Annotated in this window: 12 protein-coding genes; 8 read left to right on the plus strand and 4 right to left on the minus strand. The window is 74.4% G+C overall.

Translation table 11 applies throughout. From position 1 onward, the window contains the following. Positions 1-135: 135 nt before the first annotated feature. The gene (gene gabT / locus ACF1AK_RS33975; protein WP_391502680.1) at positions 136-1476 is read right to left on the minus strand and encodes a 4-aminobutyrate--2-oxoglutarate transaminase; all 1341 of its coding nucleotides are present in this window, start codon (positions 1474-1476) and stop codon (positions 136-138) included. A 240-nt stretch (positions 1477-1716) separates the two neighbouring features. Between gabT and ACF1AK_RS33980 the strand changes: the two genes are divergently transcribed. The 3 genes from ACF1AK_RS33980 (at position 1717) to ACF1AK_RS33990 (ending at position 7127) form a co-directional block, all read left to right on the plus strand. Continuing rightward, positions 1717-3807, plus strand: coding sequence for an ATP-binding protein (locus ACF1AK_RS33980; RefSeq protein WP_391502681.1), 2091 nt, complete (start codon positions 1717-1719; stop codon positions 3805-3807). Between the two features lie 143 nt (positions 3808-3950). After that, positions 3951-5516, plus strand: a complete 1566-nt coding sequence (locus ACF1AK_RS33985) for a PucR family transcriptional regulator (RefSeq protein ID WP_391502682.1) — start codon at positions 3951-3953, stop codon at positions 5514-5516. Positions 5517-5684: 168 nt separating this feature from the next. Beyond that, on the plus strand, positions 5685-7127 hold the full coding sequence (locus ACF1AK_RS33990) for an aldehyde dehydrogenase family protein (RefSeq protein WP_391502683.1): 1443 nt from the start codon (positions 5685-5687) through the stop codon (positions 7125-7127). A gap of 73 nt (positions 7128-7200) precedes the next feature. On the opposite strand, the gene ACF1AK_RS33995 is transcribed toward ACF1AK_RS33990, so the two are convergent. Continuing rightward, on the minus strand, positions 7201-7866 hold the full coding sequence (locus tag ACF1AK_RS33995) for an NAD(P)H-binding protein (protein WP_391502684.1): 666 nt from the start codon (positions 7864-7866) through the stop codon (positions 7201-7203). 89 nt (positions 7867-7955) lie between these two features. On the opposite strand from ACF1AK_RS33995, the gene dxr reads away from it, so the two are divergent. The 5 genes from dxr to ACF1AK_RS34020 all read left to right on the plus strand — a co-directional run bounded on the left by dxr (position 7956) and on the right by ACF1AK_RS34020 (position 13561). Further along, a complete protein-coding gene (gene dxr / locus ACF1AK_RS34000) occupies positions 7956-9185 on the plus strand; it encodes a 1-deoxy-D-xylulose-5-phosphate reductoisomerase (protein ID WP_391502685.1) in 1230 nt (409 codons plus the stop codon). 79 nt (positions 9186-9264) lie between these two features. Beyond that, positions 9265-10569, plus strand: coding sequence for a M50 family metallopeptidase (locus ACF1AK_RS34005; RefSeq protein WP_391502686.1), 1305 nt, complete (start codon positions 9265-9267; stop codon positions 10567-10569). A gap of 143 nt (positions 10570-10712) precedes the next feature. After that, positions 10713-11873 carry a flavodoxin-dependent (E)-4-hydroxy-3-methylbut-2-enyl-diphosphate synthase gene (gene ispG, locus ACF1AK_RS34010; RefSeq protein WP_350554285.1) on the plus strand — a complete coding sequence of 387 codons (1161 nt, stop codon included), beginning with the start codon at positions 10713-10715 and terminating at the stop codon, positions 11871-11873. Between the two features lie 155 nt (positions 11874-12028). Continuing rightward, positions 12029-12904: a GNAT family N-acetyltransferase gene (locus ACF1AK_RS34015; protein ID WP_391502717.1), complete on the plus strand. Its 876-nt coding sequence runs from the start codon at positions 12029-12031 to the stop codon at positions 12902-12904. 90 nt (positions 12905-12994) lie between these two features. After that, a complete protein-coding gene (locus tag ACF1AK_RS34020) occupies positions 12995-13561 on the plus strand; it encodes a GNAT family N-acetyltransferase (RefSeq protein ID WP_391502687.1) in 567 nt (188 codons plus the stop codon). On the opposite strand, the gene ACF1AK_RS34025 is transcribed toward ACF1AK_RS34020, so the two are convergent. Together ACF1AK_RS34025 and ACF1AK_RS34030 are read right to left on the minus strand one after the other, a co-directional pair. Further along, entirely contained in the window at positions 13534-14454 is a 921-nt protein-coding gene (locus ACF1AK_RS34025) for an aminoglycoside phosphotransferase family protein (protein WP_391502688.1), read from the minus strand. The genes ACF1AK_RS34020 and ACF1AK_RS34025 overlap by 28 nt on opposite strands. Positions 14455-14765: 311 nt before the next feature. Beyond that, positions 14766-15698 carry a ferritin-like domain-containing protein gene (locus tag ACF1AK_RS34030; protein WP_391502689.1) on the minus strand — a complete coding sequence of 311 codons (933 nt, stop codon included), beginning with the start codon at positions 15696-15698 and terminating at the stop codon, positions 14766-14768. Positions 15699-15756 lie beyond the last annotated feature (58 nt).

The raw sequence follows: 15756 nt of genomic DNA on the forward strand, positions 1-15756 counted from the left end.
ACCGTCCGCGCCGGTGGCGTCACGCCGGGTTCGAAACCGATCGGCCCGTGGGGACGAGGTCCCCACGGGCCGATCAGCGCTGTCCGGACATCCCTCCGGCGGGTCTTCGGTGCGGCGACGGGGCCGCGGGCCGGCTCAGAGGGCGGCGAACGCGCCTTCGAGGATGTCCAGGCCCTCGTTCAGCAGGTGCTCCGGCATCACCAGCGGCGGCAGGAAGCGCAGCACGTTGCCGTAGGTGCCGGCGGTCAGCACGACCAGGCCCTCGGCGTGGCAGGCCTTGGCGATGGCGGCGGTGGCCTCGGTGTTCGGCTCCTTGCCGCCCGGCTTCACCAGCTCGACGGCGATCATCGCACCGCGGCCGCGGACCTCGCCGATGATGTCGAACTTCTCCTGCATGGCACGCAGGCGGCCCAGCATGATCTCGCCGATCCGCTGCGCCTTGCCGACGAGGTCCTGCTCCTTCATGGTCTCGATGGCGCCCAGCGCGGCGGCGCAGGCCACCGGGTTGCCGCCGTAGGTGCCGCCCAGGCCGCCGGTCTGCGCGGCGTCCATGATCTCGGCGCGGCCGGTCAGCGCGGACAGCGGCAGACCGCCGGCGATGCCCTTGGCGGTGGTGATGAGGTCCGGGACGATGCCCTCGTCCTCACAGGCGAACCACTGGCCGGTGCGGCAGAAACCGGTCTGGATCTCGTCCGCGACGAAGACGATGCCGTTGGCCTTCGCGAACTCCACGATCGCCGGCAGGAAGCCCTTGGCCGGCTCGATGAAGCCGCCCTCGCCCTGGATCGGCTCGATGATGATCGCGGCGACGTTCTCGGCGCCGATCTGCTTGTTGATGGTGTCGATCGCCTGCGCGGCGGCCTCGGCGGCGCAGTTCTCGGCACCGGTCAGCCAGCGGTACGGGTAGGCGACCGGCACCCGGTAGACCTCGGGCGCGAACGGGCCGAAGCCCTGCTTGTACGGCATGTTCTTCGCCGTCAGCGCCAGGGTGAGGTTGGTGCGGCCGTGGTAGCCGTGGTCGAACACCACGACGGCCTGGCGCTTGGTGTAGGCGCGGGCGATCTTCACCGCGTTCTCGACGGCCTCGGAGCCGGAGTTGAACAGCGCGGTGCGCTTCTCGTGGTCACCCGGGGTCAGCTCGTTCAGCTGCTCGGCCACGGCCACGTAGCCCTCGTACGGGGTCACCATGAAGCAGGTGTGGGTGAAGGCGGCCAGCTGCTCGGTCGTCTTCGCCACGACGGCCTCGGCGCTGTTGCCGACGTTGGTCACGGCGATGCCGGAGCCGAAGTCGATCAGCGAGTTGCCGTCCACGTCCTCCAGCACACCGCCGTTGGCGCGGGACACGTACACCGGCAGGGTGGTGCCGACGCCGGCCGCCACCGCACCCAGCTTGCGGGCGTGCAGCTCCTGCGACTTCGGACCGGGGATCGCGGTGACCAGGCGGCGCTCCTGCGGGAGCGGCGTTGCGGCGCTCATGGGTTTCTCCAGACTTCTCGGCTCGGTAGTTCGCAGGCTACGGCGGCGCTCTCCGGGCGGGCATGCGCCACTCGGTAGCAGTGGGCCGTCCGACTTGTCCGGGGCGGCCAGCGCGCTCGGCGCCACGACCGGCGGCCCGCGCTCCACTACATTGAGCGCGGGCGTGTCGCCGGGGCGGTGGCATGGGTATGGGCGGCACCGACGGCGGTCGGGCCGGCGGGCGAGGGAGCGGGGCCGTACATGGGACTGGACGGGACACGGAGCCACAGCGAGCGGACCACCGCCACCCCACACACCCCGCCCACCACGATGCCGCACCCGCGCCCCCCGGCCCGCGCGGCCTTCGACCTCGCCACCTGGGTCGCCGCCCCCCGCCCGGAGGCGGCCCCGGGCGTCTTCCGCCAGGGCTACCGGCAGCTCGACCCCGAGCGGGCCGAGGCCGCCAAGGTGCCCACCTGGCCCCTTCTCCTGCGGGCGGGGCTGAACGCGGTGGTGGGGTGGTTCGCCTATCTCTACGGCACCCAGCTGCTGATGTACCTGCTGGTGTGGTTCGGCCGCCAGACAGGGATCGGCCCCCTCGCCGAGCCTTCGGAGGCCGGGGCCATGTTCACGCTGCTGGTCGTCAACGCCATTGCCATCGCCATCGTCATCAAGGTCTTCGGCCGGATGGGCCGGTGGCCGGAGGTGTGGCGGCGGTACGCGGTGCCGCTGCTGTCGCGGACGGTGACGGAGGAGGAGCCCGCGTCCGTGGAGGAGCAGGCGGAGGTGGTGCGGCAGCGGGATCCGTGGGCGGTGCTGCGGCAGGGCGGGGCGGCGGTCGCGGCCGGGCGGCTGGACGGCGAGGCGGTCGGGGACGTCGACTACGTGCGGATCCAGCGGGCGTGGGAGTCGGCCCAGGCGGACCGGGCCTTCCTGCCCGCCTTCGTCGAGCAGGTGGCGCTGCGCGGCGCCGCCGCGTTCGCGCACCCCTCGGAGGCGCGCGAGCTGCCGGGGCGGGCGGAGCGGCACGACCTGCTGCTGGCCCAGGTGCGGCTCGGCACCGCGCAGGACGTGCCGAAGAACCCGCAGTCCCACCGGGCGGCGGGCTTCGCGCTGGACCCGGTGGTGCTGGGCACCTCGCTGCTGGCGGTGGGCCCGGCGGGGACGGGGAAGACGGCGCGGCTGGCCCGGCCGGTGGCGGAGGCGCTCTGTCTGCAGGCGCTGGCCGGGACGGCGTGCGCGGTGGTGATCGGGTCGGCGGAGGCGGACCTCGGGCCGGACGACTGGTACGACGTGGTGATCGCCCCGGGGCATGCCGCGTCCCGCTACGGGCTGGACCTGTACGGCGCGGCGCAGGACCCGGACGAGGCGGCGGCGCGGCTGGCGGAGGCGCTGCTGCCGGACGAGCTGACGGCGCGCGCCGAGTCGGCGCGGACGGCGTTGCAGCAGATGGTGGGCCCGTTCCACGCCGCGTTCGGCCGCTACCCGGGGGTGCGTGAGCTGCGGGCGCTGCTGGCCGGGGAGCCGGAGGCGCTGGAGTCGCTGGTGAAGGGGCTGCGGGCGGCGGGCCGGCTGGGCTCGTACGAGCGGGACCTGGAGCACCGGGAGCGCCAGCGCGGCCGGGCGGACGACCCGGGGGCGCTGCTGGCGGACCGGCTGGCGCTGCTGGACCGGCCGGCCTTCGAGGGGGTGTTCGCGACCGACGGCACGGGCCGCCCGCCGTTCGCGATGCGGGTGCTGGACCATCCGCTGCGGGTGCGGGTGAAGCTGCCGGAGCGCAGCCACCCGGAGGCGGCGCGGATGCTGTCGCGGCTGTTGGTGGGTCAGTTCGTGCAGGCCGCGGGGGCCCGCGGGGACCGTTCGCTGTTCGCCGGGCTGGTGGTGGACGACGCCTCGGCGGCGCTGGACGCCGGGATCGTGCGGGGGCTGCAGCGGCTGCGCGGGGCGAACGCCGGGGTGGTGCTGCTGCTGCGGACGCTGGTGGACCTGCCGGAGGCGCTGCGGGCGCCGCTGTTCGGGGCGGTGGGCTGCCGGGCGGCGTTCCCGGGCATCGCGCCGTGGGACGGGCGGCTGTTCTCGGAGGCCTGGGGCACCCACCTGGTGCGGGAGACGGCGGTGACGTTGGCCCCGGACACCTCGGGCGGGATCGTGCGGCGGGCCGGGCGGCTGGGGCGCAAGGCGCTGTCGGGGACGACCGCGCAGACGGAGTCGGTGACCACCCGGGAGGTGGAGCGGCTGCGGTGGTCGCCGTCGGACCTGGCGCACGCGCTGCCGGCCGGGCACGCGGTGCTGTCGTTGACGGCGGTGTCGGGGGAGCAAGTGCCGCCGCTGCTGGTGGATCTCAGGAACTAGGAGAGGAAGCTCGCCTTCGAGGTGGATTCGGCAGTGTGGGTTGTCCGGGGCGTCCATAATGAGAAGTGGGATTCCCCCCAGGACCCCCAGCCCTCTCTCGCCCGGCCGCAGCGGCGCGGTCGGGTCGTTCCCTCGAAGGTGCCATGCCCCCCACACTTGCCTCCGTCGTCCGCAACACCTCGCTCCATCTGACGGTCCTCGCCGGTGCGGACCACTTGGAGCGGCCGGTCCGCTGGGTACACACCAGCGAGCTGGACGACCCGACGCCGTTCCTGGAGGGTGGCGAGCTGCTGCTCACCACCGGGATCAAGCTGGGCCGTACCGCCGCCCAGTTGCAGGCGTACGTGCACCGGCTGGCCGATGCGGGGGTGGTCGGGCTCGGGCTGGGGGTGGGTCTGTCGCACACCGAGGTGCCGCAGCCGCTGGTGGACGCGGCGGCGCAGCGCGGGCTGCCGCTGCTGCGGGTGCCGGAGCCGACGCCGTTCATCGCGATCAGCAAGGTGGTGTCGGCGGCGCTGGCCGCGGAGCAGTACGAGGCGGTGACGACCAGCTTCGAGGCGCAGGAGGAGCTGACCCGGGCCGCGCTGGGCAAGGACGGCACGACGGCGGTGGTGCGGCGGCTGGCGGCCCGGCTGGGCGGCTGGGCGGCGCTGTACGACGGCTCGGGGGCGCTGTCGGTGGTGGCGCCGGACTGGGCGGCGCGCCGGGCCGGGCGGCTGGCGGCGGAGGTGGACCGGCTGCGTCGGCGGCCGGCGCCGTCGAGTGCCGCGCTGCAGGGGCGCGCACCGGGGATAGACACGGCGGACGAGGACTACGTGGTGGTCCAGTCGCTGGGTGCGGACCGGCGGGCCCGGGGGTTCCTGGCGGTGGGCACCGAGGACCGGATCACGCCGACCGAGCGGTACGTGCTGAACGCGGCGGTGGCGCTGCTGACGCTGACCCTGGAGCGGTCGCGGGAGCTGCGGCAGGCCGAGGAGAAGATGGGCGCGGCCCTGCTGCGGATGGTGCTGGCGGGTGAGGTGGCGACCGCGCGGCAGGTGGCGGCGGGTCTGTTCGGCGGGCTGCCGGAGGGGACCGTCCGGGTGCTGGTGGCCGGGGCGGCCCAGGGTACGGAGGCCGGGGAGGCGCTGGGCGAGCTGGGCGACCGGGCCGAGCAGGCCGGCTCGCGGGTCGGCGAGAAGCTCTTGGTGGCGCGGGAGGACGGCGCGCACGGGGCACGGCTGATGGTGCTGGCGCTGGACAACGGCGCGGTGCACCGGGCGTGCCTGGGGGCGGTGGAGGAGCACGAGGGCCTGTCACTGGGCGTTTCGGCGTCGGCCGCGCTGGAGGACGCCGGGACGGCGCACGCGCAGGCCGAGCGGGCGCTGGCGGTGGCGCTGCGCGGGGGGCGGCGTTCGGTGGACCACGAGGAGGTCGGCGCGGGCTCGCTGCTGCCGCTGCTCGGTGAGGACGCCGTGACGGCCTTCGCGGAGGGCCTGCTGCGGCCGCTGCGGGAGCACGACCGGACGGCGCGCGGCGATCTGGTGGCCTCGCTGCGGGCGTGGCTGTCGCGGCACGGGCAGTGGGACGCGGCGGCGGCCGACCTCGGGGTGCACCGGCACACCCTGCGCTACCGGATGCGGCGGGTGGAGGAGCTGCTGGGCCGGTCGCTGGACGACACGGACGTCCGGATGGAGCTCTGGCTGGCGCTGCGGTCCGGCGAGGAGTGACCGGGGAGCGGGAGGACGCCCCCGGCCGGGGGCTGGACGCGGTGGAGTGGGCGCGGGGGCGAACGCTACTCGGTGTCCAATCCGATCGGCGTGCCGGCCGCCCTACCCTCGGTTCTGGCTCCACGTCCGTGGGGTCGTGAGGACGACGAGGAGAGGGCCGGTACCACGGTGACCACCACGTACGATTTCTGGCTGGCCGGCCGCCGGGCGAGCGGCGACGCCGACTTCGAGGTGCACAACAGCTGGGACGGCCGCCTGGTCGGCAAGGTGAGCATCCCCACCGAGGCGCAGGTCGAGGAGGCCCTGGAGGCCGCCGTCGCCGCGCTGCCGGTGTTCGCCGCGACCCCGGCGCACGTGCGCACCGCCGCCCTGGACCACGTGGCCCGGCGGCTGGCCGAGCGCACCGAGGAGCTCGCCCAGCTGATCACCGCCGAGAACGGCAAGCCGATCAAGTGGGCCCGCGGCGAGATCGGCCGTGCCGTCTCGGTGTTCCGCTGGGCGGCCGAGGAGGCCCGCCGGACCAACGGCGAGACCATGCGGCTGGACACCGACCCGGGCGGCACGGGCCGCTTCGCGGTGGTGCGCCGTTTCCCGCGCGGTGTGGTGCTGGGCATCGCCCCCTTCAACTTCCCGCTGAACCTGGTCGCCCACAAGATCGCCCCGGCGATCGCGGTCGGCGCGCCGATCATCCTCAAGCCGGCCCCGGCGACCCCGCTGTCGGCGATGGTGCTGGGCGAGATCCTGGCCGAGACCGACCTGCCGGCCGGCTCCTGGAGCATCCTGCCGGTGCCGAACGACCGGATGCCGGCCCTGGTGCAGGACCCGCGTCTGCCGGTGATCTCCTTCACCGGGTCGGACAAGGTCGGCTACCAGATCATGGACTCGGTGCCGCGCAAGCACACCACCCTGGAGCTGGGCGGCAACGCCGCGGCCGTGGTGCTCGCCGACTGGTCCTCCGAGGCGGACCTGGACTGGGCGGCCACCCGGATCGCGATGTTCGCCAACTACCAGGGCGGCCAGTCCTGCATCTCGGTGCAGCGGGTGATCGCCGACGCGTCGGTGTACGACGCGCTGGCGGAGAAGGTCGTCGCCAAGGTGCGGGCCCAGGTCACCGGTGACCCGAACGACGACGCGACGGACGTCGGCCCGCTGGTCGACGAGAACGCCGCCAAGCGGGTGGAGTCCTGGGTGGACGACGCGGTCGCCAAGGGCGCGAAGCTGCTCACCGGCGGTACCCGTGAGGGTGCGACCTACGCCCCGACCGTGCTCGCCGAGCTGCCGGCCGACGCGATCCTGGCCACCTCCGAGGTGTTCGGCCCGGTCCTGTCGCTGCACAAGGTGGACGGCGTGGACGAGGCCTTCGCCGCCGTCAACGACTCGCTGTTCGGCCTGCAGGCCGGTGTGTTCACGCACGACCTGCAGACCGCCTTCCGCGCCCACCGGGAGCTGGAGGTCGGTGGTGTGATCATCGGCGACGCGCCGTCCTACCGCGCCGACCAGATGCCGTACGGCGGCGTCAAGGACTCCGGCGTCGGCCGGGAGGGCGTCCGGTACGCGATGGACGACTACACGGTCGAGAAGGTCCTGGTCATGACCGGCCTCGACCTCTGAGAGTGACCTGGGACGAGGGCCCGGCCGCCGCGCGCGGCCGGGCCCTCGTGCGTGCTCCGGGGCCCGGACGGGGTCAGGCGTGGCCGGCGACGGCCGCGACGGCCTCGGCCACGGTGGCGTTGCCGGACACCAGCTCCAGCGTCTGCCCGGCGGTGCCGGGTTCCTGCAGCAGCCCGGCGAGCACGGCGGCGACGTCCTGCCGGTCGACGGACCCGCGCGGCACGCTCGGGGCGAGCCGGACCAGGCCGGTGCCGGGGCCGTCGGTGAGGCGGCCGGGGCGCAGCACCGTCCAGTCCAGCGCGGTGCGGGCCCGGACGGCGTCGTCGGCGGCGCCCTTGGCCCGCAGGTAGGTCTCGAAGACCTCGTCGGCGGGGTACCGGGCCCGGGCGTCGGCGCCCGTCGCGGAGACCATGAGGTAGCGGCGGACGCCGGCCAGCTCGGCGGCGTCGGCGAGCAGGACGGCGGCGTCCCGGTCGACGGTGAGCTTGCGGGCGGCGCCGCTGCCCGGTCCGGCGCCGGCCGCGAACACCACGGCGTCGGCGCCGTCGAGCAGCCGGGCGAGTTCGGGCGCGCTGGCGGTCTCCAGGTCGAGCAGCAGCGGTTCGGCCCCGGCGGCGACGAGGTCGTCGGCCTGTCCGGGCCGGCGGATGATCCCGGCGGGGCGGTCGCCGCGGTCGGCGAGCAGCCGTTCCAGACGCAGGGCGATCTGTCCGTGGCCTCCGGCGATGACGGTGCGCATGGTTCCGACGGTAGCCCCGGAGCGCGTGCGGCGCCCCGGGAGCGGTCCCGTGGTGCCGGGCGGGGAGCCGGGCAGGACACAATGGGCGCATGACTTCGCTCGCCCACCCGCAGCTGCGGTTCACCCCCGAGGTGAACACCCCCTCCGGCCCCCGGGAGCTGGTGATCCTCGGTTCCACCGGTTCGATCGGCACCCAGGCCATCGACGTGGTCCTGCGCAACCCGGACCGGTTCCGGGTGGTGGCCCTGTCGGCGGCCGGCGGCCGGGTGGAACTGCTCGCCGAGCAGGCGCTGCGGCTGGGCGTGCACACCGTGGCGGTGGCCGACCCGGCGGCCGAGCCGGCGCTGCGCGAGGCGCTGGCGGCGAAGGCGGCGGGCCGGGCGCTGCCGGCCGTGCTGGCCGGTCCCGACGCGGCGGCCGAGCTGGCGGCGATGGACTGCCACTCGGTGCTGAACGGCATCACCGGCTCGATCGGCCTGCGCCCGACGCTGGCGGCGCTGCGGGCCGGCCGGGTGCTGGTGCTGGCCAACAAGGAGTCGCTGATCGTCGGCGGTCCGCTGGTGAAGGCGGTGGCCCGGCCGGGGCAGATCGTGCCGGTGGACTCCGAGCACGCCGCGCTGTTCCAGGCGCTGGCGGGCGGCACCCGGGCCGAGGTCCGCAAGCTGGTGGTGACCGCGAGCGGCGGCCCGTTCCGCAACCGGGGCCGGGCCGAGCTGGCGGGCGTCACCCCGTCGGACGCGCTGGCGCACCCGACCTGGGCGATGGGCCCGGTCGTCACGATCAACTCGGCCACCCTGGTGAACAAGGGCCTGGAGGTGATCGAGGCGCACCTGCTGTACGACGTGCCGTTCGACCGGATCGAGGTCGTGGTCCATCCGCAGTCGGTCGTCCACTCGATGGTGGAGTTCACCGACGGTTCCACCCTGGCGCAGGCGAGCCCGCCGGACATGCGGATGCCGATCGCACTGGGCCTGGGCTGGCCGGACCGGGTGCCGGACGCGGCCCCGGCCTGCGACTGGACCAAGGCGGCGACCTGGGAGTTCTTCCCGCTCGACAACGACGCCTTCCCGGCGGTGGAGCTGGCCCGCGAGGTCGGCACGCTGGGCGGCACCGCGCCGGCGGTGTTCAACGCCGCCAACGAGGAGTGCGTGGAGGCCTTCCTGAACGGGCGCCTGGCCTTCACCGGGATCGTGGACACTGTGGCGAAGGTCGTGGCGGAGCACGGCAGCCCCGCGGCGGGAACTTCGCTGACGGTGGAGGACGTCCTGCACGCGGAGGACTGGGCGCGCGCCCGGGCCCGCGAGCTGGCCGCGGGCTGATCCGGGTCCGCCCGGACGGCAGCGCCGGACGACCGGTACGACGACAGGATGAGCGGAGCGGCATGACGGAGGAGCAGCGGTGGCAACGGTGATGACGGTGGTCGGCATCCTGGTCTTCGTACTGGGACTGCTCTTCTCGATCGCCTGGCACGAGCTCGGCCACCTCTCCACGGCCAAGCTGTTCGGCATCCGGGTGCCGCAGTACATGGTCGGCTTCGGCCCGACGGTCTGGTCGCGGAGGAAGGGCGAGACCGAGTACGGCCTCAAGGCCGTTCCGCTGGGCGGGTACATCCGGATGATCGGGATGTTCCCGCCGGGCGCGGACGGGCGGATCACCCAGCGCTCCACCTCGCCCTGGCGGACCATGATCGAGGACGCCCGGGAGGCCTCCTACGAGGAGGTCAAGGAGGGCGACGAGAGCCGGCTCTTCTACACGCGCAGGCCGTGGAAGCGCGTGATCGTGATGTTCGCCGGGCCGTTCATGAACCTGATCCTGTCCTTCGGGCTCTTCCTGACGGTGATGACGGGCTTCGGCGTCCCGATGTCGGTGCCCACCATCGGCACCGTCTCGGAGTGCATCGTCAAGGCCGGCCAGCCGACCGACACCTGCCCGGCGGACGCCCCCGCGGCGCCCGCCTTCCAGGCCGGGCTGAAGCCGGGCGACAAGGTCGTCTCCTTCGACGGCGACCGGATCACCAGCTACGAGCAGCTCCAGAACGACATCCGCCGGTCGGCCGGCAAGAAGGTCGACCTGGTGGTGGAGCGCGGTGGTCAGCAGCTGACCCTCACCCCGACCATCGCCGACAACGACGTGCAGAAGTACGACGCCGACGGCGTGCCGGTCAAGGGCGAGACGGTGCGGGCCGGCTTCCTCGGCTTCACCCCGGCCAGCGGCGTGGTCCAGCTCGGCTTCGGACAGTCCCTCGACCGGATGTACGACATGGCGGAGAACGGCGTGAAGTCGCTCGCCGCGCTGCCCGGCAAGATCCCCGGCCTCTGGCACTCGGTGGTGGACGGCACCCCGCGCGAGGCCGACTCGCCGATCGGCATGGTCGGCGCGGCCCGGGTCAGCGGCGAGGTGTTCGCCCTGGACATCCCGGGCAGCCAGCGGGTCGCCTACTTCGTCAACCTGCTCGCCGGGATCAACCTCTCGCTGTTCCTCTTCAACATGCTGCCGCTGCTGCCGCTGGACGGCGGCCACATCGCGGGCGCGGTCTGGGAGTCGGTGCGCCGCCGGTTCGCCCGGCTGTTCCGCCGGCCGGACCCCGGCCCGTTCGACGTGGCCCGGCTGATGCCGGTCGCCTACGTGGTGGCCAGCGTGTTCATCGGCTTCACGCTGCTGGTGATGGTGGCCGACCTGGTGAACCCGGTCAAGATCAGTTAGGCCGGTGGGCCGGTGGGTGCGCGGACGCCCGTTCCCGTGCCGTACCGTTGGAGCCCGGGCGCGCGATCGTCGGCGCGCCCGGGCCCGGCCGTCCCAGCGGCGGCCGCACCGACCACACCTCAACCCCGGGGAACCCTGCGCACATGACCGCGATCTCGCTCGGTATTCCGTCTCTGCCGCTCAAGCCGCTCGCCAAGCGCCGGGTCTCCCGTCAGATCATGGTCGGCAACGTGCCGGTCGGCGGCGACGCGCCCGTCTCGGTGCAGTCCATGACCACGACGGTGACCTCGGACATCAACGCCACGCTGCAGCAGATCGCGGAGCTCACCGCGTCCGGCTGCCAGATCGTGCGGGTCGCCGTCCCCTCCCAGGACGACGCCGACGCGCTGCCGATCATCGCCAGGAAGTCGCAGATCCCGGTGATCGCCGACATCCACTTCCAGCCGAAGTACGTCTTCGCGGCGATCGACGCCGGCTGCGCGGCGGTCCGCGTCAACCCGGGCAACATCAAGGCCTTCGACGACAAGGTCGGCGAGATCGCCAAGGCCGCCAAGGACGCCGGCGTGCCGATCCGGATCGGCGTCAACGCCGGCTCGCTCGACAAGCGCCTGCTGGAGAAGTACGGCCGGGCCACCCCGGAGGCGCTGGTCGAGTCCGCGCTCTGGGAGTGCTCGCTGTTCGAGGAGCACGACTTCCGCGACATCAAGATCTCGGTCAAGCACAACGACCCGGTCGTGATGATCAACGCCTACCGCCAGCTCGCCGCCGCCTGCGACTACCCGCTGCACCTCGGTGTCACCGAGGCCGGCCCTGCCTTCCAGGGCACCATCAAGTCCGCGGTCGCCTTCGGCGCGCTGCTCGCCGAGGGCATCGGCGACACCATCCGGGTCTCGCTCTCCGCCCCGCCGGCCGAGGAGATCAAGGTCGGCAACCAGATCCTGGAGTCGCTCGGCCTGCGCCAGCGCGGCCTGGAGATCGTCTCCTGCCCGTCCTGCGGCCGCGCCCAGGTCGACGTCTACAAGCTCGCCGAGGAGGTCACGGCCGGCCTGGAGGGCATGAACGTGCCGCTGCGCGTCGCCGTCATGGGCTGCGTCGTCAACGGCCCGGGCGAGGCCCGCGAGGCCGACCTCGGTGTCGCCTCCGGCAACGGCAAGGGCCAGATCTTCGTCAAGGGCGAGGTCATCAAGACCGTGCCCGAGTCCAAGATCGTGGAGACCCTCATCGAGGAGGCGTTCAAGATCGCCGAGCAGATGGAGGCCGAGGGCGCCGAGTCCGGCGCGCCGACCGTCACCGCCGGCGAGTGACCCACCCCGGTGTCGGGTAGGTCCGCGCAGTTCTTCCGGAAGCGGGGCCGTCCGTGCGCGGACGGCCCCGTGGCCGTATCCGGGTGGGGCCACGGAGTAGGGTGCGGCCAGAGTCGTCTCAGTAAGGTGCTGTCTCGATGCTCGATCGAGGTGTGATGCTCCCCAGCTCGTTCCAGGCCGCCCGCGCCCTGGCGACCACCCGCGTGCTGGAACCACCGGACCTCGCCGACGCCCTCGCCGTCCTCCACCGCGACCCGGTCGCCAACGCCTTCGTCGCCACCCGGGTGGAGGCCGTCGGCCTCGATCCCTGGCGGCTCGGCGGAGAGATGTGGGGCTGGTACGACGAGAACGGCGACCTCGACGCGCTCTGCTACGCGGGGGCCAACCTGGTGCTGGTCAACGCCGGTCCGCAGGCCGTCCAGGCCTTCGCGGAGCGTGCCCGGCGGCAGGGGCGCCGCTGTTCCTCCATCGTGGGCCCGGCCGGGCCCACCGCGGCGCTGTGGGCGCTGCTGGAGCGCAGCTGGGGGCCGGCCCGGGAGGTCCGGGCGCACCAGCCGCTGCTGTCGACGAGCGTGCCGTCCGCGGAGATCGGGCCGGACCCGCTGGTCCGCAGGGTGCGGCGCAATGAGATCGACACCCTGATGCCGGCCTGTGTGGCGATGTTCACCGAGGAGGTCGGGGTCTCTCCGCTGGCCGGGGACGGCGGGCTGCTCTACCAGGCCCGGGTCGCCGAACTCGTCTCCACGGGGCGGTCGTTCGCCCGGTTCGGGGAGGACGGGGAGGTCGTTTTCAAGGCCGAGATCGGGGCCGTCACGGCGGGGGCCTGCCAGATCCAGGGGGTCTGGGTGGCGCCGGAGCACCGGGGGCAGGGGCTCTCCGAGACCGGCATGGCGGCGGTGCTGGACATCGCGCTGCGGGAGGTGGCTCCGGTGGTCTCGCTGTACGTCAACGACTACAACCTGCGGGCCCGGGCCGCGTACCGGCGGGTGGGGTTCCGGGAGGTCGGGGCGTTCATGAGCGTGCTGTTCTGAGGGGCGGGGGACATGGAACGGGACGCGCAGCGGCGGGGCGGGGGCGCCGGGAGGGGTGCCGGGGGAACCGGGGGCGCAGGAGGGGGCGGGGTGGTGATCGAGGCCATCGATCTCGGGGCGTGGGCTCCGCAGGCGCTGGACGTCCAGGCGGCGGCGTTCGGGCTGACGCCGGAGGAGGTCATGGTCCGGCTGCACATCGTCGGGCGGCACGCGCAGCAGCCCGGGGTGATCGCGTTGGGGGCGTTCGTCGGGGGGCGGCTGGTCGGCTTCGGGTACGGCATGCCCAACCACCGTGAGCACTGGTGGAGCACGGTGATCGAGCCCTACCTGGTCGCCCGGGGGCACGGGGACTGGCTGGACGACGTCTTCGCGGTCACCGAACTGCACGTGCTGCCGGAGTTCCAGGGGCGGGGGGTCGGCTCGGCGTTGATCCGCACGCTCACCGCGCGGTCCGGGATGGACCGCAGCATCCTTTCCGCGATCGACGCCGAGACGCCGGCGCGGCGGCTCTACCGGGCGCTGGGGTACCGGGATCTCGCGCGGGCCGTGCACTTCCCCAACACCGAGCGGCGGTACGCGGTGATGGGCGCGCCCTTGCCGTTGCGGGGGACCGGCGGGGGCGGGGCGTCTCAGAGCGCGCCGGCGAACTCCAGGTAGAGCTCGGCCTCGGGGCGGCGGCCGGCGGCGAGGGCGGCCAGGGCGAGGTCGACGGCGCGGACCAGGGTCCAGCCGCGGAGGCGGTCGCGGTCGACGTCCAGGGCTTCGGCGAGCTGGTGCAGCCGCCGGCGGACGGCGCCGGGCAGGCCGGGGGAGCCGACCAGGGTGTCCGCGCGGTCGAGGACGAGGCGGGCCAGGTCGTAGGCGCGTTCACCGGCCAGCGGGCGGGGGGCGATGGCCAGCCAGGGGGCGCGGTCGGCGGCCAGGACGTTGCCGTGGTGGAAGTCGCCGTGCAGGAGGAAGCGCTCGGTGGCGGAGGCGGTGAGGGCGGTGGCGGTTTCCCCGGCCTCGGTGAGGAGGGGGGTGGCCTCGTCGGGGAGGGCGGGGGCTTCGGCGGGGAGCGTCGGGGTGGTGGGGAGTGACGGGCCGGGGGCGGGAGTGTCCGGGGGGAGGGGGAGCCAGAGGCGGTGGAGGAGGCTGGTGGCTTCCAGCATGGCCTTGGGCTCGGCGAGGGAGCGCAGGGGGATCTCGCCGTGGAGGCGTTCCAGGAGGAGGACGCTGGAGGTGGCGGTCCGGTGGGCGTCCAGGAGGAGGACGGCGCCCCGGCCGGCCCAGGCGGTGAGGGCTTCGGGCTCGTGGGCGTTCGTGGGGGTCCGGAGGGAGACCTTGAGGGTGGCGGGGGTGAGGTCGTCGTCGCGGTGGACGTAGGCGACGAGGCTGTGGGTGCCGCCGGGGTCGAGGACGCGGTCCAGGGTGAGGGCGAGGCGGGTCAGCTGCTCGGAGACCAGGGCGGGCAGGCCGGCGAGCCAGGCGGGGGCCTCGGCGGGGTGGGTCGCGGTGACGCTTCGCGTGAGCCAGTCGGGGACGGTGATCGGTCCTGGTGCTGCCGACATGGTGGCCTTCCGGTGGGGGGTCCCCTGGGGCGGTACGGGTCCATTGTCGGTTATGGGCGGGATGGGACGGGGTGGCGACGCGGGGTGGGGGTGTGCAGGGCGGCTCCCGGGAGGGTGGGTGCGGGGTCGGCTCCGGGGCTGGAGGAGTGTCCGACTGCCGACACGGTGGGGGCGGGGTGTTCGCCGTGGGCAGTCGGAAAATCACCCGCAACGCCCCTCCCCGCGGCCACCCCCTACGCCGCCCCCTCCCGCAGCGCATCCCTCTCGCCCGGTGGGGCGTGAGGTGGTGGGCCCGGTGGGGCGTGGCTGGGTCAGGGGGTGGGGGTGTTCTCGGGGGTGGGGAAGCCGGGGAAGGGGGTGGGGGTGGCGCCCCAGTGGTGGGCGCGGAGGGCGGATTCGCGCAGGGCGTCGGCGGCGAGGGGGCGGTGGGGGGCGGGGACGGCGGCGACCAGGTCGGCGTAGACGGTGGTGAGGCGGGTTTCCAGGTGGGCGGCGAGCCGGGTGGCGGTGGGGGCGTCGGTGACCGGGAAGGGGAGCTGGTAGCCGGGGGCCGCGGCGGTGGGGGTGGCGCCGGTGCCGGTGAGGAGGCGTTGCCAGGCGTCGCGGCGGGACTGGTGGGCGGCCAGGGTGGTGCGGGCGTCGGTGCGCTGCTGGTCGTCGGTGAGGCGGGCGCCGACCACGCCGTAGCCGTAGATGGCGGCGTGTTCGGCGCTCAGGGCGTCCTGGAAGGGGGTGGCCGGCTCGCCGGTGGTGGCGGAGGGGGCCGGGGCGGGGGCCGCGGCCGGGGCGGGGTCGCCGAGGGCGACGGTGTGCAGGACGCCGGCCGCGGAGACGGAGGCCAGCAGCCGGGCCAGTTGGGGGGAGGCGGCGCCGAGGTCGGCGAGGCGGGACTGGGCGGTCTGGCGTTCGAGGGTGGCCAGCTCGGCGAGGGTGGCGGGGGCGGTGGTGGTGGGGGGAGTGGCGGGGCTGGTGGTGGTGGGCTGGAGGGCGGCGCGGTGCTGGGCGACCTCGGCGCGCAGCGGCTGGAGCTGCGGGGCCTGGGGGAGGAGGGCGTCGTAGCCGGCCAGCAGGGTGTCGGTGGCGGCGACGGCGCGCAGGCGGACCGGCTCGTCGGGGTCGGGGCGGCGGTGGTCGCCGCCCGGGGCGGTGTCGGTGCCGTGCCCGTCGGTGCAGGCGGTGAGGGCCGTGCCGGCAGTGAGGAGCAGCCCGAGGGCGAGGAAGGTCCGTCGGCTGGGCGGCTGCATGGGTGTCACTCCGGGGCGTGTACGGGAGGACGGCCTGCCCGCCTGCCCTCGATGGCGT

This window comes from Kitasatospora sp. NPDC015120 (genome assembly GCF_043080305.1).
Taxonomy (GTDB): domain Bacteria; phylum Actinomycetota; class Actinomycetes; order Streptomycetales; family Streptomycetaceae; genus Kitasatospora.